Genomic DNA, 23339 nt, shown 5'->3' on the forward strand with positions numbered 1-23339 from the left:
TGTATCCTCTTATAACTTTATTTTAGAAGCCCTTTTCTATGCAGCTTCACTTTAAATTGGTATAAGGCTATTATATATAAAAGTGTGAAGTAAAAATTGTATTCATTCTCAAATTAATTTTGGTGTTAGGCGCATAATTCTAGTAGAGACGCTTTGAGTGTTAAAACTATAGATAAATAATTGCATCAACTAATCTAAAGTGAACCAAACAAAATTAGCTGATATAAATACTGATATCGTCGTTATTGGTAGCGGTATTGGCGGTTTAAGCTGTGCTGCGCTATTAGCAAGATATGGCTTTAATGTGATTGTTTGCGAAAGCCATTCTATCCCAGGAGGCGCCGCTCACGGTTTCGAGCGTAACGGTTTCAAGTTTGATTCGGGACCATCGCTTTACTCCGGGTTATCATATAGTCCCTCACCAAACCCACTCCAGCAAGTACTTGCAGCTATTGATGAAGAATTGCCTTGTGTAACTTATGATACTTGGGGCTGCTGTTTACCTGAAGGTGATTTTGATACAACTGTAGGCACCGAACAATTCTGTGAAGTATTACAAAAGTTTCGCGGTGAAGAAGTTGTAGCTCAGTGGCGCCAACTACAACTCGTCATGAAACCATATGCTGCATCTGCTGTAGCATTACCAACTGCATCGCTACGTTTGAATTTAGGCGCCATTCGGACAGTTGGAAAATTCGCTCCAACAATGTTGCGTCACTTCTCTAATATTACCAAGCTCACAGGGCCGTTTGAGCGAATCATGAACGAAACTGTCAGCGACCCTTTTATTCGTAATTGGTTAAACTTACTTTGTTTTCTCTTATCTGGATTACCTGCTGATGGTACAAATGCAGCAGAAGTTGCATTTATGTTTAGCGACTGGTACAATCCAAACGCAAAACTTGATTACCCTATCGGTGGTAGCGGAGCGCTAGTTGAAGCGTTAGTAAGAGGATTACAAAAATATAACGGTACGTTAATGCTTAATGCTCACGTTGAAAAAGTACTTGTCGAAAACCAACGTGCAACAGGTGTACAACTGCGTAACGGTAAAACTATAAAAGCACGTAAAGTCATTTCAAATGCGTCGGTATGGGATACACTTAAACTTATTCCCGAAGGTGCCATACCAGCAAAATATCGCTCTAACAGACAAGCAACACCCAAATGTGATAGCTTCATGCATCTTCATCTGGGTATCAACGCTTCACATATCCGCTCTGACTTAGCTTGTCATTATATATACGTTAAAGATTGGGAATTAGGCATTACCGCAGAACAAAATGTTGTACTCATATCTATTCCATCATTATTAGACCCTTCACTGGCGCCAACAGGAAAACACGTTATTCACGTTTACACACCAGGTAACGAGCCATATAAATTATGGCAGGGTATGGACAGACAGAGTGAAGAATATAAACAGCAAAAGCAAGCGCGCGCGGAAATTATGTGGCAAGCGTTAGAACGAATTATTCCAGATATCAAAGAGCGCTGCGAAGTTACATTAATAGGTACACCACTTACGCATGAACGTTACTTACGACGACATAATGGTTCTTACGGCCCTGCTATTCGAGCAAGTGAAGCCTTATTTCCATCAGCACTAACACCTCTACCTAATTTACTATGCTGTGGAGATTCTACATTCCCAGGTATTGGTTTACCAGCAGTTGCCGCAAGTGGAATGATAACAGCTAATACTTTGGCGCCAGTACAAAAACATTTAGAAATGCTTAAAGATATTGGCTTTTAATGATATTGTATGGTGGGGCACTGCCCACCTTACCCTGCCTTACTTCTTACGCTTGGCGCCAACTAAACCCATACCGGAAGCTACAATCAAAGCAGCAACAGTACCAGGTTCAGGTACACTCGTTGTTCCACCGTTAACAACTTTGATTTGGTAACTAAGTCTCGAACTAGTAGCTGTATTTCCTGCCCAAGTAAATGACGATTTACCAGTTAAAGTAAAGGGCGTAGTAATACCGCTAATTTGAAGATAATCAGCATCATCTTCTGTGCTTGTAGCTTTTGACATCAAACTCTTACCAATAGCTTCCTTATTCAAGAATAAATCTGTTAAAGTCGAGACACCATCACCAGTCTTTTTTGAGGCAGAAGTCCGCAAGAAAATATCAGTTGCAGCTCCTCCTTTGAAATTATCGCTACTACTAATTAATTGTCCACCAACTGTGTATTTAACAGAAGCACCATCATACTCAAGTTTAAAATCAACAAGTTCACCACTTGTCCAGATACGCTGACCTTCAGCAGTTGTAGTCACATCTGTTAAACCTCCTTTGCCATTTGGAAGTAGAGGATTGTTGATTCCAAATTCTCTGTCTCCACTATTACCATTGTTACCCATGCGGCCTTCAGCCACAAAAGTCTCTGTATAGTCTCTGTTTATAAGTAAGGCGTTAAACTGGTCGTCAGTAAGATTATTTCTATTAACAAGAGTAAAAGCGCTGGCAGAACTTGGCGCCGCTATCATTCCAATTGCAGCTACACTCAGAACAAGTAATGTCTTGCACTGATTAAAAGACTTATTAAAACGCATCATATTTTTATACTATTTAATAAACCGGATTTTTAAGAAACCCGGAGTAGTTCAAGGTGCAACGTGTTATATATGAAAAACTAGCTGTTACATTTACGATGTTTTCAGAAATCGCAATGCAAAAGCTTGGTTACATGTTTTACAGCTTAAGACAAACAAAAAAACCTGTCGATTAAAAAGTATTTGATTTACTAAATATTTGCTTTAATATAAAAATTTAAAATTTTCGTGTATAAATACTGAAGTGACACAATTAAATTATACAGTTAGTAATACTCTTGTGGAACGGGCATCCCTTAGAGTCCGGAAGTGTACTTCATTTGAATAGGAACCGCCATAACACACAGAGTGAAGGGCTAAAGTCCTTACTACAAAATACAAAACAAAATCATGGGTAATCATTATTGATTACCCACTACTGTTAGTTAAATAGTAATTAATTTACTTACTTGGATAATGCAGGCTCTTTTACAAGTACTGCTGGAACTGGTTGTTCAATTAACTGAACGTACAGTTCACTCAGTTGCTCTGCTACACCATCCCAACTGAACTTCTTCCTAACTCGAATTTTTGCTGCTTCCCCTAGTTTTGCACGCCATTCAGGATTAATTAGAATCTTGTCAATAGATGAAGCAAATGCTGATACATCTTGTGCTGGCGCCAATAAACCAGTTTCACCAGGTACAACAGTAAATTGAAGTCCTCCAACATCACTAGCAACCACAGGTGTACCGCTAGCCATTGCCTCAATTGCAACTAACCCAAACGGTTCATAATGACTAGGAACAACACATACATCTGCCGCTGCATAATAGGTTGGTAGAATATCCTGACTCAAACGACCTGCGAATGTTGTACATCCACGTAGTCCTAATTCATCAACTATTCCTTCAATACGGTCGCGTTCAATTCCATCACTTTGACCTGGAACGCTACCACCACCAATAATTACTTTTAATTTCTCATCACCATAAAACTTTGACTCTCCTAACGCGCGTACTAAAGTCTCAATTCCTTTACGTGGGTCAAATCTACCTACATACAAGACTAGCTTTGCATCCGTTTCAATTCCCAATGCCGCTCTTGCTGTATCTCTATCCACTGAACCAAATCTTCTTGTATCTGTACCACAAGGAATAATATCTATATTTCCTTTCGTTGAAACCAACTGACGCATGTGCGCTTTTTCTTGCGGACTTGTCGCTACTACACGCTCTGCGGTTTCCAATAACTGACGCTCTACATCTAGTCGCTTCTCTGCAATTGTCGGAATATTATCTATTGTTGCGTACTTAACGGCGCCAAGAGAATGGTAAGTATGAACTTGCTTACAGCCTATTTTCTTCTTCAACTGCATTCCTACCCAACTTGATAACCAGTAGTTGGTATGCACTAACTCATAGGTTAAACCATTCTCTTTCTGAAACTTCAGAAACTTCTCGATAAACTCTGGCAAATAACCAAACAACTCATCTCGTGGAACAAATTCTAATGCACCTGCACTGAAACGAATTGTTCTGCAATTTGGCGTGTGTTGAACGATTTCTTCTTGCGCTGCACTAATTCTGCGCGTATACATATCAACATGCCATCCGAGTCGAGCTAGAGCTTCCCCTACGTTACGCACGTAAACGTTTTGCCCTCCTGCCTCTTCTTTACCAATTTCAATCGCTGGGTCTCCGTGGACTGAAATTAAAGCGATGCGCCGTTCTGTTTTAGAGTTCATAGATTTGTTAGTTTCTTTTGTTACGGAGGTTTTAGGTAACTCAACTGGGAGCAAGTTTATTTCTAAAACCCAACCTGTGGAAAGTTTAATAATTAATATTATAAATTACAGGTGCCAACATTTTTACACATCTCCTCTAAGAAATATGCTTCTTTTCGTAAGTATTCCATTTGTTTTTTTTATACTTAAATTATTGTTTGTTTATGGCTTTAGAGATATGTCTAAATATATATATAGTGTTTATAACCCTTATCGTATATGCCTTTACACGAATTTTAATAATAGCAAATACAGCTTAATTCTTAATTAAATTAAGAATTAAGCTGTATTCTAAACTTCTCTTACTATTCTTTATATATTTCGCTATAAACTCTTACTATTTGAAGCCAATAAATATTCTCTCTATAATTAATAATCTTACGAAAGTTGCAGCTATTAATAATATTGATAACACTAACGATATGTTTATGTTTTGTTAGGGTTTATACTATACGCTTGTTCAGTACATTTTTGTAACAAGAGCTACATTTAGTAAAGAAAATTGATATTTTTGATAACATATATATATGCTAAATTACAATTTGTAAAAGAAAATTCAATCTAACATAAGGAATAAAGTGCTACACCAAGCTTGCTATGGTGAGGCAATTTATGCTTATGTCAAGGAGCTAAAGTAGTATTAATTTTCTATACGCCAGATTTTAAGATTCCCGACAACTTTTGCGAAGTCGGGAATCTTACAGATAAATATTTTGTATATTAAAATACACAGATACTGAGTAAATGAATGTAGCGATTAATAGAACTGTAAATAATTAACGTCAAATTCTAAAAGTAATAACTCAATAATCTCGAAAAACGACTGGCGCCACCTCGGCGGTACATCAAAAATAAAATTGAAGTTGGACGCTCGAATTCGAGCGCTTTCCCAACACACAACACTTCAATTTTTTAAGAACAGAGATTTAGTGCTTCAGATGATTTTAACAAAATCAGAGAAATTAAAAATTAAAAACCAATTAGCTTGATTTTTAATTTCTAATCTTCATGGTACAAGTTAATTGGTAGTTTGTGCAGCAAGACGTTGTTTAAGTGTTTCCAACTGAGCTGCCCAACGTGGGTCTGGACGAATAGCATCGGAGTCAGAGGAAGTTGTAGATACGGTTTCTCTAGAACCGCTGTTGCTACCACCACGACGTGATTTCTTCGAGCTTTTACGCCCACCTTCTCTGCTGCCACCACCACTGCTGGCCGCAACTTGATTACCACCCTCTTTTTTCTCCTTAATTGGTGGCGCCACAGTTGACTGCGGCTGTTCTTCACCTTCGTCACCTTTTGTTCGAGGTAAAGCTTTTTCAAGTTTAATCGGAGAATCTTTGAACATCTGACCGTTATATTTTTCAATAATTGAGTCAGCTTGGTCATCATTATTAACCGTTAAAAAACCGAAACCACGGCATTTACCCGTCTTTCGGTCTTTGATCAGCTTGGTTGTAACAGCATCACCTTCAGCGGCAAACACAGCTTGCAAATCCTGACGGTCAATTTCTTCTTTTGGCAAATTGCCTATATAAAGGCGAACAGACATGAACAATACCTCCAATCACGGAATAAATAAAACTAGGTAGAAATCATTCCAGGCGCGAACGGTTAAATACAGATGCCATTCATGAACACCAGCACAGCAACCAATTTTTGTACTTAAAACTGTCATCCTATAAAATACAGTCTTTCCGCAGAGTGAAGCTTATATAATACAAGAGCGTACAAGCGCCAAAAATTTCGCTTATTGTAAGAGCTTTTTATTTTACAACTTTATTCCTGTCACTATAAACTCATTTAATGCCTTTACACTCAAAATCAAACACCATTTTTTAGATTATCACGCCCTGCTCTATGTAGCTACCTCAAAGCATACATTTTCATTGCGATATATAAATATCGTAACATAAATTACATTTTTTCCGCCATAAGATAGGCACAAAGCCAAAACCAAGCCGAGCGCTGGTCGATAAATTGCTGTTTTGGGGGATAAAAATCATTCATACAGACTAATTTTCGCCACCTTCGCAATATATAACGCGCCAAAACGCGCCAACTTGTTCTGATAACGTTGTTGCTTTTAAGAAAACTTAACATTCTTCGACTAAAAAACGCAATAAAAATTTACTATCGAACAAAAAACAAGTACACAAACTGTGACAATTACCCCAGTAGCAAGATGTAGGCGCCCCATGCTTGAAAGGCAACAGCAATAACAGTAGACCAAATTGGATGCATACCATTGATTGTTTTACCAGTTTGTGTTTGAAGCGATTGAATGTCAAGCCAAGGTGTAGCCCCTCGTCGTAACCAACCTGTAACAGTTACTTGTCTGCCAATAAAATCTTGGGGGTTGACTGTTTGTCCAAATGAAACATGATGCATTTTAATTGACGCTGTGTTCGTTTGAAGTATCAAGTCTTGTCCTAAGCTATTAGCAATTCCCTGACGACCGAGAATTTTTCCTTTGAGCCGCACTCCAGTACTATCAATCCCAATTGCAGCAGGATTATTGAGTAAAGTTGGTAAATGCTCGTGAGTTTGCAAGTTGTCTGTACGTTTTAGTTCGACAAAGAACGTGTTAACTCGAATTAAAGTACCAATACTAAAACCAATGGCAATGCAACCCATGACAAAGTGCCAATCATCATATATCCATTTTAGGTTAAGAATTTTGAGCGCGTATAGCAGCTGCCAAACAAAACCGATGAGAAAAGCAAACGCGAAACCAGTCGGAATTCCTAAAAATGGTGCAAGTTGCAACCCAATAAGTTGTTTTCTAACTTTGTGAGAACGATTTGATTCGATGTCCAGTTCTTTTTCTAGGTGCCAGTGACGTACAATCCTCAATAATCTTTGAATACGGTCGCCAATCAAAGGATGTGTATTATTTACAGTGAACCAATAACGGTAAGGATTAAGATAATCCCACATTAACAGCGATTCAAAAGTCACATGCGGCGCCAAACTTCCCAAAGCTATACTCTGCTTAAACCCAACTGGTAAACTTATATTCAAACTTTCTAATTGCCAGTTCGTTTGTTCTTGTTTATGAATATCATTGGCAATACCAATAGTAATTTTGAGTAAAGCGCGGGTAAGACCATTAGGGTTGCCTGTAAAGTTAGTGGCAAAAAGGTCTGCATAATAAAGTCGAACCTGAGATAGGACAATTCCACATCCAGTACATAAACACCAAGTACAGTAAATCAAACTCGATATCAATACAGATACAAGCTGGATACCGCGCGCGTTACTTCTGTCTCCCCCTAAAGAAACTTGCTGATATAGTTTATAAATAGGAATTGTCACTAATAGTACTAACGACATCACGCTCATATCCCAATGAGTCGCATGTCCTAACTGAAGCGCGTAAATTGCCGCAATTTCATCATCTGTTAACTGCTGTAACAATCCCTGACTAACGACAATACGAGTCGTTTTTGGAATATTCCCGTATGCAAACACAATCGGCGCCGCAATTGGCAAAATTTTAATTTGAGTTTTGGAGCGACGCTGTGTATCAAATCTCTTCAGAACTCGAACTGCTTCAGCACTATGTAAATCAAGTGCCATCGTGTCCAAATGCCGTATACCATACCATGAAGCAAGCAATTTATCGAGTAGCCACGGAGATAATGCAGTCAGTATAAGCAGTAATATCAACAAAAATACCGTTGGGTCTTGGTATAAAAGTTGTATCGGCTCAAAAAATGGCAGCCAAACTAATATATTATTGATGGTTGACATTACAAAAACCAAAATTACGCGCAATACCCAAAACAACGCGACGAAACTTCCTGCTGTTAATAATCGTAATGGCAGCAAATTTAGTTTTTGCAATGCCCAGGTTTTTGCACGTCCACTACGGCGCCAGTGAATTGTTGGCAGTTTATTCGACTTGACTGGTACTATATTACTGCTAGCGCTGATATTAGTATTATCTGTATCTGTATTATCTGATAAAACTTCTGATTCGTTGTGAGATATTTGTTGTGTAGGAGTATTAGAGTCTTTATTAAAATCTTGATTAGAATCTTTACTAAAATCTTCAAAAGCGAGAAAACCCGTAATATTTTGTTCGTCAATACGTGCCTTAATATCGATACGGTTACGTTTGAGTAACTCTTCTAATGAACGGTTTGCCCATTCTTGAATTTGTGGGTTATTGCTTTGGGCGAGAATTTCCGAGAGAGTCATTGCACCCGCTATATCACCAGTTTTGGCGTAAGCAACAACTAACCCAATTTGAGCTTGGACTGCGCGCTGTGAACTATCGGATACTGCAACAGTTTCCAAAATGGTTTTAGCGGTTTGGTAGTCTCCACTTTTGAGCGCAGCTAACCCATCTTCCAAAGAGGATTTTGATTCTGTTGACATAAGGTTTCCCGGCTGTTTCTGGTAGGTTAGAACAGGGGAATACTCCCCAAGTTCTGATCAACCTGTGATTGATTGTTGTGCGGAGGATACTGGTGCAATTGCACTCAATATTAAATCTGGATGGTCTTGTAAAAGTTGTCCTAGGTTCCATTCGTTGCGGAACAATAGAACTGGGCGCCCCATGCTATCTCTAACGGTAGTAGTATTAAATAAACGTCCGATTTTTTCGAGTGCTTCCCAACCACCATTAACCCAACGCGCGACGCTGTAAGGTAATAAATCAAGCGAAGTTTCTACTCCATATTCATTTTGTAGACGGAATTGCACCACCTCAAATTGCAACTGACCAACAGCAGCTAAAATTGGGTCACGCTTGGCTTCATCGGTATAGTACATAATTTGAACAGCTCCTTCTTCGCGCAATTCTGAAACACCTTTTTGAAATTGCTTGAATTTAGAAGGATTTGGGTTTCGTAAAACGGCAAACAACTCTGGTGAGAAATAAGGAATACCTTCAAATTCGATTTTTTGCCCAGTGTAAATTGTATCGCCAATTGCGAAAACGCCAGGATTATTCAAACCAATTACATCACCCGCATATGCTTCGTCTATCGACTCACGCTCTTGAGCAAAAAGCTTTTGCGGACGCGATAACCGCACAGCTTTTCCAGTACGGGCATGATTTACCGTCATATCTTTTTCAAACCTACCCGTACAAACTCGGACGAAGGCAATACGGTCGCGATGTTTTGGATCCATATTCGCCTGTAGTTTGAACACAAAGCCTGAAAATTCTGGATATGTTGGTTCTATGTTCCCGATATTACTATTATGAGAACCGGGTTTTAGAGCATACTCTAAGAAATTTTTCAAGAATAATTCAACGCCAAAGTTGGTCATCGCACTACCAAAAAATACGGGTGTCATTTTACCTGCGTGGACTAGTTCTAAATCCAACTCAGGTCCTACCCCATCAAGCAGTTCTAAATCATTTTTCAATTGGTAATATAAATCTTGCTCGAGCAACTCTTCAATGCGAGTATCGCTCCTGTCAACAACAGTATCTTGAGCTTCGCGACTACCGTGGGCAGTGCGTTCAAACAAATGTATTTGTCCTAGTGAGCGGTCGTAAACTCCTTTAAACCTGTCACCCATACCAATAGGCCAGTTTACAGCATAAGTTTGTAACCCTAACTCTTGTTCAATCTCATCGAGTAAATCTATTGGTTCGCGTCCCGGACGGTCAAGTTTGTTAATAAATGTAAAAATTGGTATTCCGCGTAGTTTGCAGACCTCGAATAACTTTCGCGTTTGTGGCTCCAAACCCTTTGCAACGTCAATCAACATAACAGCGTTATCGGCTGCTGCTAAAGTCCGATATGTATCTTCGCTAAAATCTTGGTGTCCAGGGGTATCGAGTAAATTTATTTGGCACTCGCTATATTCAAACTGTAGCACAGTTGAGGTTATTGAAATACCCCGTTGTTGTTCCATTGCCATCCAGTCTGATGTTGCCTTACGTTGAGTGCGTCGTGCTTTCACGGCGCCAGCTTCATGAATAGCACCTCCGTACAGCAAAAGCTTTTCGGTCAGCGTTGTTTTACCAGCATCGGGGTGAGAAATAATTGCAAAATTTCGGCGCCGTTCAACAGCTTGACTAATTTCTGTCTGTAGTTCAGTTGACATAAATGTACTTGCTTGCTCTTACTAAATTTAATCTAACTTTTTTGATTGGAGACTGGACTTTTAATCTTAAGGCAACAAATGTCATGATAGGGTCTTTATATAGCAATCCCAACGTGATTTAATTATTTGTCATGACAAATTAAGTTGGACAGCTATATTACCGCATTGCAATTAACATGGAGTTCTTCGGGATGTACGACACGGATAAACGAAAGCTGCTATCAGCACTGTGTCACGGCGCGATTTTTTTCAGCACTACGTTAGTTTCTGTTGGCATACCTATTTTTATCACTTTTGTCAGCGATGACCCAGTTGTCAGAGAAAACGCAAAAGAATCTATCAACTTTCACATCAACGTCTGGGTCTATGGATTTATAATTGGCATATTGGTAGCTATGACTTGGGGTGTACTTGTACCGCTTGCGGGTATAGGGTTCTTTATACACTGGGGTCTAACAGTTTTAGCACTATTCTATGTTTTGAGCGACACCACAAAACCTTTCCGCTATCCTTTTATCTTCCGTTTAATTTAACACTCTTCATAAGCAGAAGTCTTTTGATGCGTTTCAGTTGTAACATTTCTGCTTGTAGCAATAGCCAATAACCAGGCATCATTCCCCGCGTGCGAGCAAGCTATAACTACGAGTTGAAACTAATTTTTTAATGAAGTTTCGACAACCGCGCGGGGATTTAAGCATATTTAATAATTATATTTAACAATAATTAACAATATTTTCCCACCAATTCGATGAAATAGACGGTCGTTTGGGCTGTAAAATACAAAATTGCCCCACACTACAAAAAAGCAGCAGCAGGGCAGAGGACAGTTAAGCGCTACTTTTCAGTGTGCTTCACTGACGTATACTTTTGACCTCAGTTTGTGACGCTTTGATAATTGTCCATCCACTCTTTAACTCAGTTTATATAACTTTATGTTTCCTACTCATCGCCCTCGCCGCTTGCGTAATCATTCTCAACTACGTCGAATGGTACGTGAGACAGTTTTAACAACGAACGATTTTATATATCCATTATTTGCTGTACCAGGTTCCGGGATAGCAAAAGAAGTTAGATCGATGCCGGGAGTCTACCAGCTTTCGGTGGATAAAATTGTTGAGGAAGCTAAAGAGGTTTATGATTTAGGGATCCCAGCAATTATATTGTTTGGTATTCCTGCCGATAAAGATGTAGATGCGACAGGGGCATGGCACGATTGTGGCATGATACAAAAAGCTGCAACAGCAGTAAAATCCGCTGTCCCCGAATTGATTGTAATTGCTGACACCTGTTTGTGTGAGTATACTAGTCACGGTCACTGTGGTTACTTGGAAGTTGGTGATTTAACAGGAAGAGTTTTAAATGACCCAACATTGGAGTTACTCAAGAAGACAGCAGTTTCTCAAGTCAATGCTGGCGCCGACATTATTGCTCCTTCGGGAATGATGGATGGTTTTGTGCAAGCAATACGTAGTGGTTTAGATGAAGCTGGTTTTCAAGACACACCGATTTTATCCTACGCTGTAAAATACGCATCAGCTTACTACGGTCCATTCCGTGATGCTGCCGAGTCAGCGCCGCAATTTGGCGACCGTAGAACCTATCAAATGGACCCAGGTAACGCCCGCGAAGCAATGAAAGAAATTGAATTGGACATTGCTGAAGGCGCCGATATGCTAATGGTCAAACCAGCTTTAGCGTACATGGATATTATTTGGCGCGTCAAAGAAGCAAGCAACCTACCTGTTGCAGCTTATAATGTTTCCGGCGAGTACTCAATGGTAAAAGCAGCCGCATTAAACGGTTGGATTGACGAACAGCGTGTAGTCATGGAAACTTTAACAGGCTTCAAGCGCGCGGGTGCAGACTTGATATTAACCTATCATGCTAAAGATGCCGCGCGTTGGTTGAGTTAAAAGTGCGCTCGTGCGCTCGTAGAGATGTGATTTATCACGTCTGTTGAAAAAGTGCGCTTGTGTGGGGACGTTGTGTATGGCGCCTCTTGCCGAGCGCACTAACTATTTAAACATCTATATATAGACGTACAAATTCGGTAACTGAGATATTACCTACCCGCCTTGCAGATGACACTGTAATAGTATATGAAATAATATAGTTAGATACAACACATTTTGGTTAACGATGTTCGTCAAATGATGTCTTGTCATAGAACATCTGTCCACTTTGTGCTGTCAATGTTTAATTAATTCTATTTTTCAAATTTAGGCTAAATAATATCTTAGTCATTAAAACATATTATGTATACTACCTCAACTAGGTAGATACTAAAGATGGCTAGAAGTAAATAGCCAATTTTTGAAGTGAAATCAGGTAAATCTATAGTAATAAAAGGGAGCATTCGGATATGGATATGCAAGTTCTGAGAGAACGGGCAGGGTTAAGTCGTGCAGAAGTAGCCTTCAGACTTGCAATAAGCGAGACGAGCGTTCGTAACTGGGAAGCTGGACGCACTGAACCAACAATGACTCCAAAAAAATATTTAGACGCACTGCGATTATTTAAATGTACCCCCGAAGAATTAGCCGCAGCAAGCGAAAAATCAATCAACCAACGACATAAGCGTAAACCCGGAAGACCTAGACGCTTTCCTGATACTCCTGTCTCTCAAGCTTCTCAAGTTATTTCAATGGCTGATACCCCAGTTCTATATTAGTTAACATGTAGCACAGGCATCCTGCCTGTGATATCTTGCTTGTGAAATTCTGATTTATTACCACAGAGACACAGAGCGCACAGAGAAATTTATTTTTTGAGAGAATATAGCTAAAATCTTCAATTACGCTGGCAACTAGTGGTTCGTATCATTAGTTTTGGGGGGTTTGTAGCATAGGTGTCTCGCCTGTGCGTAGGTCAGGCAAGATGCCTAACCTACGGATTATTTTATATACTACCAAAACTTATGACATAGACCACTAGTCAAGAACAATCACAGTTAACAATTGAGTTAATAGTTAAATCAGATTGGGACACAGGATTTTGTGTTGATTTCCGAATAAAAAATATCGGAACGACTACCATTAACAACTGGCAATTCGAGTTTGAACTTAACCAAGCAACAATAACCCAAGCTTGGAACGGTAATTTTGTCGCATTGGGTAAAAAATTTACAGTAACACCTTTAGATTGGGCTAAAACTCTCCAACCAGGTCAAATATTTGACCAAGTAGGATTCTGTGCAAACAAACTAGGCGCCAATTACAAACCTAAAAATTTATCTGTAAAAAGCTTGTAATAGTAGTCAGATTCCCAGATTTCCGACTTTTTTTAATAAGTCGGGAATCTCAAAGAGAACTAAATTTCATAATCGAGCCAAAAAATAATCTACTCTCTGTTGATTAACTATTTCCAGAAAAGAACTACCTTGACATTGTACTTGATAAACCCCTTCTCTCAACTCAGAAAAATCAACTATTAAACCAGTTCTTTTCGCATGTGACAACTTTTGCACTTCAAGTGGCGTTATTGAAATAACCCGACGCTGTTCTAAAGGCGTTAGTAAATCCCAAGCTTGTTGCTTATACTCTTCATAAGTTTTTGAAACTTCGCTAATTTCTCGCCAATAATTTGCAGTTTGAAGTATTTCGACAAGTAAATCAACTGGATGTTTCTCTACTTCCAACTTGATAGAGGCGCCCTCCTGAACGGTTACATTTTCCTCTACTATAACGCTGCAATTATTATCCTCAGCAGAGTCTGAATACTCAAAATAAACAGGTTCAAAGAAAACAGGAGACTCTACAACCTCGTAGCTATTAGTCGCTGCCTGTGTAACTGGAGTTGATATTACAGTGACAGCAATGGGACTTAATATTTCAAGAAATTGAGATGGCGCCTGTTGCTCCAAGGCAAAAAATGATAATCCATTTTCTTCGCAAACTTCCAGAACCTCCATACCTTTTCTGATGACAGCTTGAATACTTAAACCATAGGTATCTACAAACTTTTGTATTCTTTTTCCAGTCAATTGATCTTCTTCATGAATTGGCGGAATTTGCGCGTATCTCGTACCACCTTCAATTGTTGGGCGCCAAATTGAGGGTTTTTGATTTTGTTTAGCAACTCTAGGCTTACGATGTAATTTTATCTGACTACGGACAAAATCTTGAGTAACTATGGCTCTTGCCCGTATTTGTGCAATAACTGGCTGATACTTCTTGGAATTCAAAGCCAGTAGAAAAATAGTACGTGGTTCAACTTGCTCTAGCTTATATGGATCAATTCCATCAAAACAGGAAGCGATTTTCAGATATTTCTTTTCCTCGCCTTTCCAATTTAAATCGGTCAATAATTTATTGAAATCTTCTCTTGACAATATAGCTTTCTGCTCCTTGAGCCAGAAGGAAAATTGCAGAATTCTTACCGTGCTTCCAAAAACTGCACTGCTACCTGGTGTTGGGTAAAACACACCAGATAAAAAGGATACATACTCGTTATATTCGGCTTGAAACGCTGTAAAAGAACTGACAGAAGAAAAACCGGTAGTGCTAATTCCCTGAAGTTGTGTCATCATAGTAGGTATATTGTATTTTTTGTTTCGAAGACGGTAGCGCGATTCTAGGTAGAATAGGAGCCACCGTCTCTTTTGCTATAATTAATTATATTACAAATAGCATTTATACTCATATTAATTTTTGTAAAAAATAGGTGCCATATAAGGGAAGTAGGATTCAGGAGTGCAAATAAAGAGTTGATGTTGATAGGGCGAGTGCATTTGTTACGGTATTTGCTCCCCAGGCACGATAAGATTCAATTAACTTTAGTTGTATTTAAGGTCTAATGGCAGAAACATTATTCTTCAACGCTCTGCGGGAAGCCATTGATGAGGAAATGGCGCGTGATAACACTGTATTTGTTCTTGGAGAGGACGTAGGACACTACGGCGGCTCTTATAAAGTAACTAAAGACCTATACAAAAAGTATGGGGAACTGCGTGTTCTAGATACTCCTATTGCAGAAAACAGTTTTACTGGTATCGCAGTCGGCGCCGCGATGACGGGTTTACGACCAATCATCGAGGGTATGAACATGGGATTTCTGCTCCTTGCATTCAACCAAATTTCAAATAACGCTGGGATGTTACGCTACACCTCTGGTGGAAATTTTAAAATCCCAATGGTGATTCGTGGGCCTGGTGGGGTTGGGCGCCAGTTAGGTGCAGAACACTCACAACGTTTGGAAGCTTACTTTCAAGCTGTACCCGGATTAAAAATTGTTGCTTGCTCAACTCCCTATAATGCCAAGGGACTTCTCAAAGCTGCAATTCGTGACGATAACCCAGTACTGTTTTTTGAACACGTATTGCTTTACAACTTAAAAGAAAACCTGCCAGAACAGGAATACGTCTTGCCACTCGATAAAGCCGAAATTGTACGTCCAGGTAAAGATGTAACAATCCTTACTTATTCACGGATGCGTCACCACGTCTTGCAAGCCGTAAAAAATATAGAAAAACAAGGTTTTGACCCCGAAATCATCGATTTGATTTCGCTCAAACCTTTAGATTTTGATACTATTGGTGCATCAGTACGCAAAACTCACCGTGTAATTATTGTCGAAGAGTGTATGCGAACAGGGGGTATAGGCGCCGAATTAACAGCTTCTATTAATGACCGCTTGTTCGATGAATTGGACGCGCCAGTATTGCGACTATCTTCACAGGATATTCCAACTCCTTACAACGGCGCTTTAGAACGCTTAACTATCGTACAACCCGAACAAATTGTCGAAGCCGTCGAGAAAATGATGACATTACGAGTGTAAAGTGCGCTCGTGCGCTCGTGCGCTCGTTAAGAGTTATTTCCTACTCAGCACGAGCGCACGCACTTATTACTCATAACTGGTTAAAAGAGCGTTATTATAGCGTTTGTCGCACTCCCGTTATGGTATGCAAAGACAGCAATCGCTATTAGCCCTAATTATTGTTATGGTAATTGCCGCCATCGCGGTGATTGCCACTCCTGGTTTACGTGTACCCCTTGGTCTCGATTTACAGGGAGGTTCGCAACTTACTATCCAAGTCAAAACTACACCGGAAATAAAAACAATCACCGAACGTGAACTTGAAGCTGTTCTCAAAGTTATTGAAGGACGGATTAACGGTTTAGGTGTTTCCGAAGCAGTAGTTCAAAAAGCTGGCAATGATAAGATTCTAGTTCAACTTCCAGGAGTTAAAGACCCTGAACAAGCTGAGAAAGTTTTGGGTGGAACCGCACAATTAGAGTTTCGCAAACAAAAACCTGGTACGGAAACACAATTTTTTGCTTTTGTCGGCTCGCGTAACGAGTTAAAGGCAAAACTTGAGCAGGCACGTAAAAGTAAAGACGAAGCCGCAATTGCTAAAGTTCAAGCAGATTTGCTCAAAAATGACCAAGCCATAGCAGAATTATTTGAAAGTACTAACCCCCCACTGAGCGGTAAATTTCTCAAGGATGCCCAAGGTACACCCACCCAAGGTAATAACTGGGAAGTCGCAATCAGCTTCAACCAACAAGGTGGTGAACTGTTTGCTCAAATTACAAAAGAACTAGCAGGAACTGGGCGTACTATTGGTATTTTTCTAGATAATGCTATCATCAGCTATCCAAGTGTCAACGCCCAATTTGCTGCAACTGGTATTACTGGCGGTAATGCGGTAATTACTGGTACTTTCACTGCACAAGAAGCTAACGGTTTGGGTATACAGTTACGGGGCGGCGCCTTGCCTGTACCTGTGGCAATCGTCGAAAACCGAACAGTTGGCGCCACCCTTGGTAAGGACAGTATTCAAAGCAGTATTTATGCTGGTATTGGTGGTTTGACTCTTGTACTAGTATTTATGGCACTGTACTATAGACTACCAGGTATTTTGGCGGATATTGCATTAATCATTTACGCTTTACTTTCCTGGGCTGCTTTTGGTTTGTTGCAAGTGACGATAACATTACCTGGTATCGCTGGCTTCGTTCTCAGTATTGGGATGGCAGTTGATGCCAACGTTTTAATCTTTGAACGGACGCGCGAAGAATTGCAGGCAGGTAAAACTTTGTACCGTTCTGTTGAATCAGGCTTTTATCGAGCTTTTTCCAGTATTTTAGATGGTAATGTTACAACCTGGATTGCCTGCTTGTTCCTGTTTATTTTTGGTTCCGGTTTAGTCAAAGGCTTTGCTGTAACCTTGGGTATAGGAGTACTTGTTAGTATGTTTACAGCAGTTACGTGTAGTCGCACTTTTATGTTTTTGGTGATAGGAATTCCCGGATTGAAGAAACCAGAATATTTCTGCCCTAACTTGGCACCAGCGTCCAAAGCGGAGGTTGCAAGATGAAACTAGCTGTAAACAAAAGGCGGTCGCTGTGGTGGGGTATTTCTTCTGCTTTAATTATCATCGGTATAATCTCGATGGTCATTTCCACCTTTAACCCTCAAATTAAGGCGCCTCTACGTCCTGGTTTAGATTTTATCGGTGGTACGCGCTTACAGTTAGAAAGGGACTGCACAATACCTGGAAACTGTGATAAACCGATTGATATCAACGCTGTGCGTGACATTGCTAAAAGCAAAGGACTCGCCGATGCCAGTATTCAGCTGATTACCGATAAACAAACAGGACAAGAAAACGGTATCTCAATTCGCTCGAAAGACTTAAGTCCTGAACAGCGCACCCAACTCGAAAATGCACTCTCTGAAAAAATAGGCGCCTTTGACCCACAAAAAAAGTCAATTGATACTGTTGGTCCAACTCTCGGAAGAGAACTATTTACCTCCGGTTTAACTGCTCTATTTTTGTCACTTCTTGGTATATTAATTTACTTAAGAATTCGTTTTCAGTGGGATTATGCGGTATTTGCAATCGTCGCTCTGTTTCACGATGTATTAATTACAATAGGTGTATTCTCAATACTGGGTTTTGTTGGTACTGAGGTAGACAGCTTATTCGTTGTCGCTTTATTAACGATTGTTGGTTTCTCAGTTAACGACACAGTGGTAATTTACGACCGAATTCGCGAAACAGCGCAAATTAATTCCAACCGTCCTATCGAGGAAATTGTTGATGATGCAGTAGATCAAACACTCGCACGCTCAATCAACACGACTCTAACAACATTACTTACGCTGTTTGCAATTTTCCTATTTGGTGGTGAAACGCTTAAAGTCTTTTCTTTGTCTTTAATTGTAGGCTTTACGATGGGAGCTTATTCAAGCATCTTTATCGCAAGTACTCTTCTAACTTGGTGGAGGCAAAGAACAATAAAGCAACTTCCTCCCCAAACTGCTTAAGACACAAAACTGAAAATTTAAAGCTCCTTAGCAGAGAGTGGGAAGGAGAGAAACAAACTTTCCTACACATTCCCACTCTCTCACACTCGGACTCTCACTATTCCCTATTTCATGCAAAATCCTGAAAAAGACCCTGTTTTCGAGGCACAAGTGCAAAAACTACATCGACTTACTGTTTACGCTCGATGGTTATTTGTTGCTTGTTTATGGGTTGTGATTACACCAATCTCTATATGGAACCTACGAGGAGAAATTGCTTTATGGCACCAGTACTTTACATGGGTAGCTGTCCGCTATGGTCTTTATTTCCACCCGCTTGCAACTCTAGGTTTAGCACTAGTTATCGGCATGACAGTAGCAGTACTAGTCTGGCAAAGCCGAAATATTTTATTTGGTTTACCTAAGCGCGATAGAGAACGTCTCGAAAAACAAGTTTTTCTAATTCGAGAACAAGGAATATCCCATCCTCTATGGAAGTGGATACTAGTACAGCATGGCTAAAAGAACTTACCAGTTATAAAAGCTCGGAAAGCATGTAAAATAAGGTTTCTTTCTTTTTCCTTTTGACTTTTGCCTTGTTGCACTAGAGTGATTTTACTTATTGTAGACAAATGTCATTAAATCTTAACATTTGTTCATACTTTTATATATAAATTATTAAAATAGTAGCCGTAGGTGTATTCTGGGAAACATTCACAGAATCCGAACCGTAAAGCAAGTAAAGTTAGTAACAATTGTGGTGGTATTATCGATGAATAATGCTCACATCCAATTTAGCGACCGTAAATCAGATTTAGACCTAAATCAATTACGCGCGTTATTTGAGATAGCTGCATTTTGGGCACAAAAGCGCAGTATTGAGGATTTAAGTATTGCGGTTGACAATAGTGAACCAGTGATTACAGTTAGAGACGGAGACAGATTGATTGGTTTTGCGAGAGCAACTTCAGACGGTGTATATCGGGCTACAATTTGGGACGTAGTAATTCATCCAGAATATCGCTCTCAAGGGCTTGGCAGTAAGTTGGTAGAAACGGTTTTGAGTCATCCAAAATTAAGCCGAGTCGAGCGTACCTACTTGATGACAACTCATCGACAAGGATTTTACGAAAAAATTGGTTTTGAAAAAAATACCACAACAACAATGGTTATACACAACCAATCCCACTTTAATTTGCTGCATGAGCAAGTACAGTTTCAGGAAGCGCTAGGGGGATAGAAATTTGTAATCTAATTGTCGGTTGAGTAGTACTGCTGTTGGGGTAAGGAACAATTTCCAGTTTGCCTCCGAGAACTTCGAGTACAGTAATTCCCAGGAGTAATTTCATACCTGGTGATACAGGTTCTGCAAGCGCTGTTTGTTGCTTAACTTCAACAGTCATTAAATCTACTGCTTCGGTATCTGGAAACGCATAAGCTGGTACGTCTAACCAAATATAAGCATATTTGCTAGTAGTGTCGCCTGTTGCACAAATGGAAATTCTGCCTTCTTCCATTTGCGTTTCCATAGTCGCAACTGTAGTTTCGATTAAATTAATTAATACTTGGCGTAGCCATCTATTATCTGTAAGCACATAGATTTCTGATTCTGGCAGTACAATCTCGAATGGGTAATTACGATTTTCTGCCAGCATGTATGTTAAATCATGAGTTTCTTGTAATAGTTCGCTTAGAGGTTGGGGTTGGATATTTATACGGTTAGTACCCCGTTCTACGCGCGCGACATTGAGTATTTCGTCAATTAGCTTTAAAAGTTTTAATGCTCGCTCATGAGCTTGAGCGATAAATTCTCGCTCTTCTTCTGGATTTTCACATAAATCAGACAAAATCAACTGGTGCAAGCCAATCAAACCGTTTAAAGGGGAGCGTAGAACATGTGTTGTACGTGCTAAAAAACCAGCTTTAAACTGGCTCATTTCAGTAGCCAAATTATATGCTAAAGCCGAATGCTTAATTTCTTCTAAAAGCTTTTGTACTTCGTCTTGATTTGGCAAAAAGTCTTTTAATGAAATGTTTTCTGAGCTTGACACTAACTTTCTTGATACTGACTTTGATGATGCGAACAAACTACCTATAAGAGCGCCAATTACCAGTCCCACCGCTAAATATATCCAATTACTCCAATCCATAATTTTTTGCTTTTATTTTTGTTTTTAAATATATATTAATATTATTAAAAAATCAGTAATATTTCACTAATATTTTACTAAAAAGCGGTAGTTCTCAATCAAATCTCACAATCAAATTTAACGGCACCTTGTCGCAAAATCTGCCAGTTGTCTCCAGTCCATTTTGCAACAGTTGAGGGTATTCCCATAGCACTTGTCGTATCTTGGTATTCTTCAAGTAATGTCATTACCTGTGGAAATTGGGCTGATATTTCTGCCATAGTTAGCAAAGCGCTTTGACCAGAAAGATTCGCGCTTGTAGTTGCAAGAGGACTTGTTTGCTGCAAAATAGAACGAGCTATTGTACTAGCTGGTACTCGTACACCAATTGTTGTTGGGTCATTAGGATTCATAGTTCTAGCAATATTGGCGTTTGTAGGCAACACCATCGTCAACGCACCGGGCAAATATTTCGCTGCAACATGGCGCCAAATTTCCAACTCCGCATCGCTACCCGTAACAAAATTCCATAATTCCTGTGCGCTCGCTGCCATCAATATTAAAGGTTTATCCAAACTACGTTGCTTCGCTGTATAAATATTAGCAGCATTTTCTGGCTTTACAGCAAGTGCGGGAACTGTATCAGTGGGAAAGCTAACTAGTAAACCTTTACGCGCGCTTTCAACAAGCACGTCTATTGAAACCTGGGGCATTTTTATTAAGTTGAAAGTTATAACTTATTGTAGGCAACAGCAAATCGTTCAATACCTGCAAAATCAGTATGAATTTCTATGTTGCTGTAACTACCATGATTGTGTAAAAGTGTACTAACGGCATCTGCCTGCCCTGACATCATCTCAATTAACCAGACTCCCTGTGGTTGCAGGTACTCTGGAGATATTTCAATAAGTTGGCGAATAGACTCTAAACCGTCAAAACCACCATCTAGTGCTAGGTGTGGTTCATGATTGACAACTTCTGGTTCTAAGGTTAGCACAGTACTTGTAGGAATATACGGTGGATTGGAAACCATGCCGCTAAATTGACCCTTCAGGTGTGTCAACGGTTGCCACCAACTACCTTGATAAAATTTGATTCGTTCTAAATAGCCTAAATCACGGGCATTAAGTTCAGCAATTTTAAGAGCTTCGGGACTAATATCAACAGCATGAACAGTAGCTTGCTCAAAACTTGAAGCAAGTCCAATTGCAATGGCGCCGCTTCCGGTTCCTAAATCAGCCCAATTTCCCTGTCTAAGAATGCTATTAGATTTTGTTGCTGCAATAGCCAAGTCGATTAAATACTCAGTTTCCGGTCTTGGGATTAAAACCGCAGGCGAAACAGATAGCTCGAATTGGCGCCAGGGAGTTGATGAAGCAATATACTGTACAGGCAAACGTGAATCGATGCGTCGGCGCCATAACGCATCTAAATCCTGACTATTGAGCTTGGCTTTGATTTGAGAATCTTGATATGACCCCAAACGTAATGCCAAACCATCCAACTCCGTAATCTCTCTAAGTAACCAATCAACTTCTGCTACATCAATGTTAGATTTGAGCGCGTCTGCCATTGCCTTGGAACGCCACTGCATTAGTTGTGAACCAGATATTGAGTATGGAAATTTAGATAGATTGGAGTTGGACATAAGGCACGTATCCTACTTCTTCTTAGGAACCTGTTGATTATTCGTTGGCACCGCAGGTTTTTGCTGTGGGTTATTAGTAGCTAAATTGCGAATGTATTCTCGTGCTTCTGGAGATGGGAAGAATACCACTTGCTCAAGCCACTTATCGTTTTTATCTTGCATTGTCTTAAGTACACCATCAACATCAACCACTTGGATGTCAGCTTTTGGGAACTTTGGTTTGACTTGATTTAATAAAGCTAAAGCATCCTGTTTGCTCATGAACAATGGGAAATACTCTTTCTTGTCTGTACCTAATTGAATGGGAACGTATCCTTTATCGGCAGCAAACCGTACCATAAACACAGGTACACTTCTAAACTGCTTGACATCTTGACCGCTTGAACGCAGCAAGTCCATAGCTCCTTTTATCTCTTGCTCAACTGGTTTAAAAGCGAACTGTAAGCGTTCAGCTTGGTTTTTGGTTTGCTGCAACTGCTGGTAAATGCTACCTAAAGGTACTGCTGTTGCCTGCAAGGTTTTGAGCATTTCTGCCATTTTCGGGTCAGTATTTTTAACTCCTTGTAGTTCCTTGATGAAAGCTTGAGCTTCTGCCTTGCTCATGTAAACTCCCGTTACTGAACCACCCTCTTTTTTTGCGGCATTATTCGCTGCTGGTAGCTGACGACTAAGTGGTAAACCTTGAGGGTTGGTAATCATCCAAACTGGAACTGCATCCAATTTTTCTTTGATTTGTTGCTCTGTTAACGCTATTGCTGGGATATTTCCACTTAATACTGTTGCTAGTACAGTACTTCCGACGAAACCTAATGTTGTGCCCCAGCGTACAAATGATTTCATAACCTCTCCTAACATTAAAACTTTTATCAAGCCGAGATTTTAGTTGGATTAGTGCAGTAAAAACGCTTGTTA

The 23339-nt window shown here is 39.8% G+C and carries 20 protein-coding genes; 10 read left to right on the forward strand and 10 right to left on the reverse strand.

Going from position 1 to position 23339, the window contains the following annotated elements:
* Positions 1–199 precede the first annotated feature (199 nt).
* On the forward strand, positions 200–1756 hold the full coding sequence (locus AC2JBO_RS27820; protein WP_496956870.1) for a phytoene desaturase family protein: 1557 nt from the start codon (positions 200–202) through the stop codon (positions 1754–1756).
* Between the two features lie 39 nt (positions 1757–1795).
* On the opposite strand, the gene AC2JBO_RS27825 is transcribed toward AC2JBO_RS27820, so the two are convergent.
* The 5 genes from AC2JBO_RS27825 to prfC form a co-directional block, all read right to left on the reverse strand.
* Positions 1796–2566, reverse strand: a complete 771-nt coding sequence (locus AC2JBO_RS27825) for a choice-of-anchor W domain-containing protein (protein WP_496956871.1) — start codon at positions 2564–2566, stop codon at positions 1796–1798.
* A gap of 442 nt (positions 2567–3008) precedes the next feature.
* Complete coding sequence (locus AC2JBO_RS27830; RefSeq protein ID WP_496956872.1) at positions 3009–4289, reverse strand: glycosyltransferase family 4 protein; 1281 nt, start codon at positions 4287–4289, stop codon at positions 3009–3011.
* 1057 nt (positions 4290–5346) lie between these two features.
* Positions 5347–5877: an RNA recognition motif domain-containing protein gene (locus tag AC2JBO_RS27835; protein ID WP_496956873.1), complete on the reverse strand. Its 531-nt coding sequence runs from the start codon at positions 5875–5877 to the stop codon at positions 5347–5349.
* A 617-nt stretch (positions 5878–6494) separates the two neighbouring features.
* On the reverse strand, positions 6495–8711 hold the full coding sequence (locus AC2JBO_RS27840; RefSeq protein WP_496956874.1) for a M48 family metallopeptidase: 2217 nt from the start codon (positions 8709–8711) through the stop codon (positions 6495–6497).
* 57 nt (positions 8712–8768) lie between these two features.
* On the reverse strand, positions 8769–10397 hold the full coding sequence (gene prfC, locus AC2JBO_RS27845; RefSeq protein ID WP_496956875.1) for a peptide chain release factor 3: 1629 nt from the start codon (positions 10395–10397) through the stop codon (positions 8769–8771).
* 191 nt (positions 10398–10588) lie between these two features.
* Here prfC and AC2JBO_RS27850 point away from each other — a divergent pair, with 191 nt between their 5' ends.
* The 4 genes from AC2JBO_RS27850 (at position 10589) to AC2JBO_RS27865 (ending at position 13647) form a co-directional block, all read left to right on the forward strand.
* On the forward strand, positions 10589–10930 hold the full coding sequence (locus AC2JBO_RS27850; RefSeq protein WP_496956876.1) for a DUF4870 domain-containing protein: 342 nt from the start codon (positions 10589–10591) through the stop codon (positions 10928–10930).
* 399 nt (positions 10931–11329) lie between these two features.
* On the forward strand, positions 11330–12310 hold the full coding sequence (gene hemB, locus AC2JBO_RS27855; protein WP_496956877.1) for a porphobilinogen synthase: 981 nt from the start codon (positions 11330–11332) through the stop codon (positions 12308–12310).
* Between the two features lie 449 nt (positions 12311–12759).
* Positions 12760–13068: a helix-turn-helix domain-containing protein gene (locus AC2JBO_RS27860; RefSeq protein WP_496956878.1), complete on the forward strand. Its 309-nt coding sequence runs from the start codon at positions 12760–12762 to the stop codon at positions 13066–13068.
* A 294-nt stretch (positions 13069–13362) separates the two neighbouring features.
* Positions 13363–13647, forward strand: coding sequence for a cellulose binding domain-containing protein (locus AC2JBO_RS27865; RefSeq protein WP_496956889.1), 285 nt, complete (start codon positions 13363–13365; stop codon positions 13645–13647).
* A gap of 66 nt (positions 13648–13713) precedes the next feature.
* On the opposite strand, the gene AC2JBO_RS27870 is transcribed toward AC2JBO_RS27865, so the two are convergent.
* Positions 13714–14925 (reverse strand): Alr2735 family protein, encoded by a 1212-nt coding sequence (locus AC2JBO_RS27870; protein WP_496956879.1) that lies wholly within the window; start codon positions 14923–14925, stop codon positions 13714–13716.
* Between the two features lie 266 nt (positions 14926–15191).
* Between AC2JBO_RS27870 and AC2JBO_RS27875 the strand changes: the two genes are divergently transcribed.
* From AC2JBO_RS27875 to AC2JBO_RS27895, 5 genes are all read left to right on the forward strand, one after another.
* A complete protein-coding gene (locus AC2JBO_RS27875) occupies positions 15192–16175 on the forward strand; it encodes an alpha-ketoacid dehydrogenase subunit beta (RefSeq protein WP_496956880.1) in 984 nt (327 codons plus the stop codon).
* Between the two features lie 124 nt (positions 16176–16299).
* Complete coding sequence (secD, locus tag AC2JBO_RS27880) at positions 16300–17718, forward strand: protein translocase subunit SecD (RefSeq protein WP_496956881.1); 1419 nt, start codon at positions 16300–16302, stop codon at positions 17716–17718.
* Entirely contained in the window at positions 17715–18671 is a 957-nt protein-coding gene (gene secF, locus AC2JBO_RS27885) for a protein translocase subunit SecF (protein ID WP_496956882.1), read from the forward strand. The genes secD and secF overlap by 4 nt, the downstream gene beginning before the upstream one ends.
* Positions 18672–18782: 111 nt before the next feature.
* Positions 18783–19172, forward strand: coding sequence for a hypothetical protein (locus tag AC2JBO_RS27890; protein ID WP_496956883.1), 390 nt, complete (start codon positions 18783–18785; stop codon positions 19170–19172).
* Between the two features lie 250 nt (positions 19173–19422).
* Positions 19423–19890, forward strand: coding sequence for a GNAT family N-acetyltransferase (locus AC2JBO_RS27895; protein WP_496956884.1), 468 nt, complete (start codon positions 19423–19425; stop codon positions 19888–19890).
* On the opposite strand, the gene AC2JBO_RS27900 is transcribed toward AC2JBO_RS27895, so the two are convergent.
* From AC2JBO_RS27900 to AC2JBO_RS27915, 4 genes are all read right to left on the reverse strand, one after another.
* Positions 19841–20800 (reverse strand): sensor histidine kinase, encoded by a 960-nt coding sequence (locus tag AC2JBO_RS27900; RefSeq protein WP_496956885.1) that lies wholly within the window; start codon positions 20798–20800, stop codon positions 19841–19843. The two genes, AC2JBO_RS27895 and AC2JBO_RS27900, sit on opposite strands and share 50 nt — an antisense overlap.
* Before the next feature lie 98 nt (positions 20801–20898).
* Positions 20899–21492, reverse strand: a complete 594-nt coding sequence (locus AC2JBO_RS27905) for an L-threonylcarbamoyladenylate synthase (protein WP_496956886.1) — start codon at positions 21490–21492, stop codon at positions 20899–20901.
* 17 nt (positions 21493–21509) lie between these two features.
* Positions 21510–22427: a peptide chain release factor N(5)-glutamine methyltransferase gene (prmC, locus tag AC2JBO_RS27910; RefSeq protein ID WP_496956887.1), complete on the reverse strand. Its 918-nt coding sequence runs from the start codon at positions 22425–22427 to the stop codon at positions 21510–21512.
* A gap of 12 nt (positions 22428–22439) precedes the next feature.
* Positions 22440–23267 carry a Tic22 family protein gene (locus tag AC2JBO_RS27915; RefSeq protein WP_496956888.1) on the reverse strand — a complete coding sequence of 276 codons (828 nt, stop codon included), beginning with the start codon at positions 23265–23267 and terminating at the stop codon, positions 22440–22442.
* Positions 23268–23339: the final 72 nt, after the last annotated feature.

Source organism: Calothrix sp. CBUCES-K 9914 (assembly GCF_059640475.1).

What these genes read in the sequence shown, in the direction of transcription:
- AC2JBO_RS27825 (WP_496956871.1), bottom strand. Translation starts at nt 2,566, where the DNA reads ATGATGCGTTTTAATAAGTCTTTTAATCAGTGCAAGACATTACTTGTT.
- AC2JBO_RS27830 (WP_496956872.1), bottom strand. Translation starts at nt 4,289, where the DNA reads ATGAACTCTAAAACAGAACGGCGCATCGCTTTAATTTCAGTCCACGGA.
- AC2JBO_RS27835 (WP_496956873.1), bottom strand. Translation starts at nt 5,877, where the DNA reads ATGTCTGTTCGCCTTTATATAGGCAATTTGCCAAAAGAAGAAATTGAC.
- AC2JBO_RS27840 (WP_496956874.1), bottom strand. Translation starts at nt 8,711, where the DNA reads ATGTCAACAGAATCAAAATCCTCTTTGGAAGATGGGTTAGCTGCGCTC.
- prfC (WP_496956875.1), bottom strand. Translation starts at nt 10,397, where the DNA reads ATGTCAACTGAACTACAGACAGAAATTAGTCAAGCTGTTGAACGGCGC.
- AC2JBO_RS27850 (WP_496956876.1), top strand. Translation starts at nt 10,589, where the DNA reads ATGTACGACACGGATAAACGAAAGCTGCTATCAGCACTGTGTCACGGC.
- hemB (WP_496956877.1), top strand. Translation starts at nt 11,330, where the DNA reads ATGTTTCCTACTCATCGCCCTCGCCGCTTGCGTAATCATTCTCAACTA.
- AC2JBO_RS27860 (WP_496956878.1), top strand. Translation starts at nt 12,760, where the DNA reads ATGGATATGCAAGTTCTGAGAGAACGGGCAGGGTTAAGTCGTGCAGAA.
- AC2JBO_RS27870 (WP_496956879.1), bottom strand. Translation starts at nt 14,925, where the DNA reads ATGATGACACAACTTCAGGGAATTAGCACTACCGGTTTTTCTTCTGTC.
- AC2JBO_RS27875 (WP_496956880.1), top strand. Translation starts at nt 15,192, where the DNA reads ATGGCAGAAACATTATTCTTCAACGCTCTGCGGGAAGCCATTGATGAG.
- secD (WP_496956881.1), top strand. Translation starts at nt 16,300, where the DNA reads ATGCAAAGACAGCAATCGCTATTAGCCCTAATTATTGTTATGGTAATT.
- secF (WP_496956882.1), top strand. Translation starts at nt 17,715, where the DNA reads ATGAAACTAGCTGTAAACAAAAGGCGGTCGCTGTGGTGGGGTATTTCT.
- AC2JBO_RS27890 (WP_496956883.1), top strand. Translation starts at nt 18,783, where the DNA reads ATGCAAAATCCTGAAAAAGACCCTGTTTTCGAGGCACAAGTGCAAAAA.
- AC2JBO_RS27895 (WP_496956884.1), top strand. Translation starts at nt 19,423, where the DNA reads ATGAATAATGCTCACATCCAATTTAGCGACCGTAAATCAGATTTAGAC.
- AC2JBO_RS27900 (WP_496956885.1), bottom strand. Translation starts at nt 20,800, where the DNA reads ATGGATTGGAGTAATTGGATATATTTAGCGGTGGGACTGGTAATTGGC.
- AC2JBO_RS27905 (WP_496956886.1), bottom strand. Translation starts at nt 21,492, where the DNA reads ATGCCCCAGGTTTCAATAGACGTGCTTGTTGAAAGCGCGCGTAAAGGT.
- prmC (WP_496956887.1), bottom strand. Translation starts at nt 22,427, where the DNA reads ATGTCCAACTCCAATCTATCTAAATTTCCATACTCAATATCTGGTTCA.
- AC2JBO_RS27915 (WP_496956888.1), bottom strand. Translation starts at nt 23,267, where the DNA reads ATGAAATCATTTGTACGCTGGGGCACAACATTAGGTTTCGTCGGAAGT.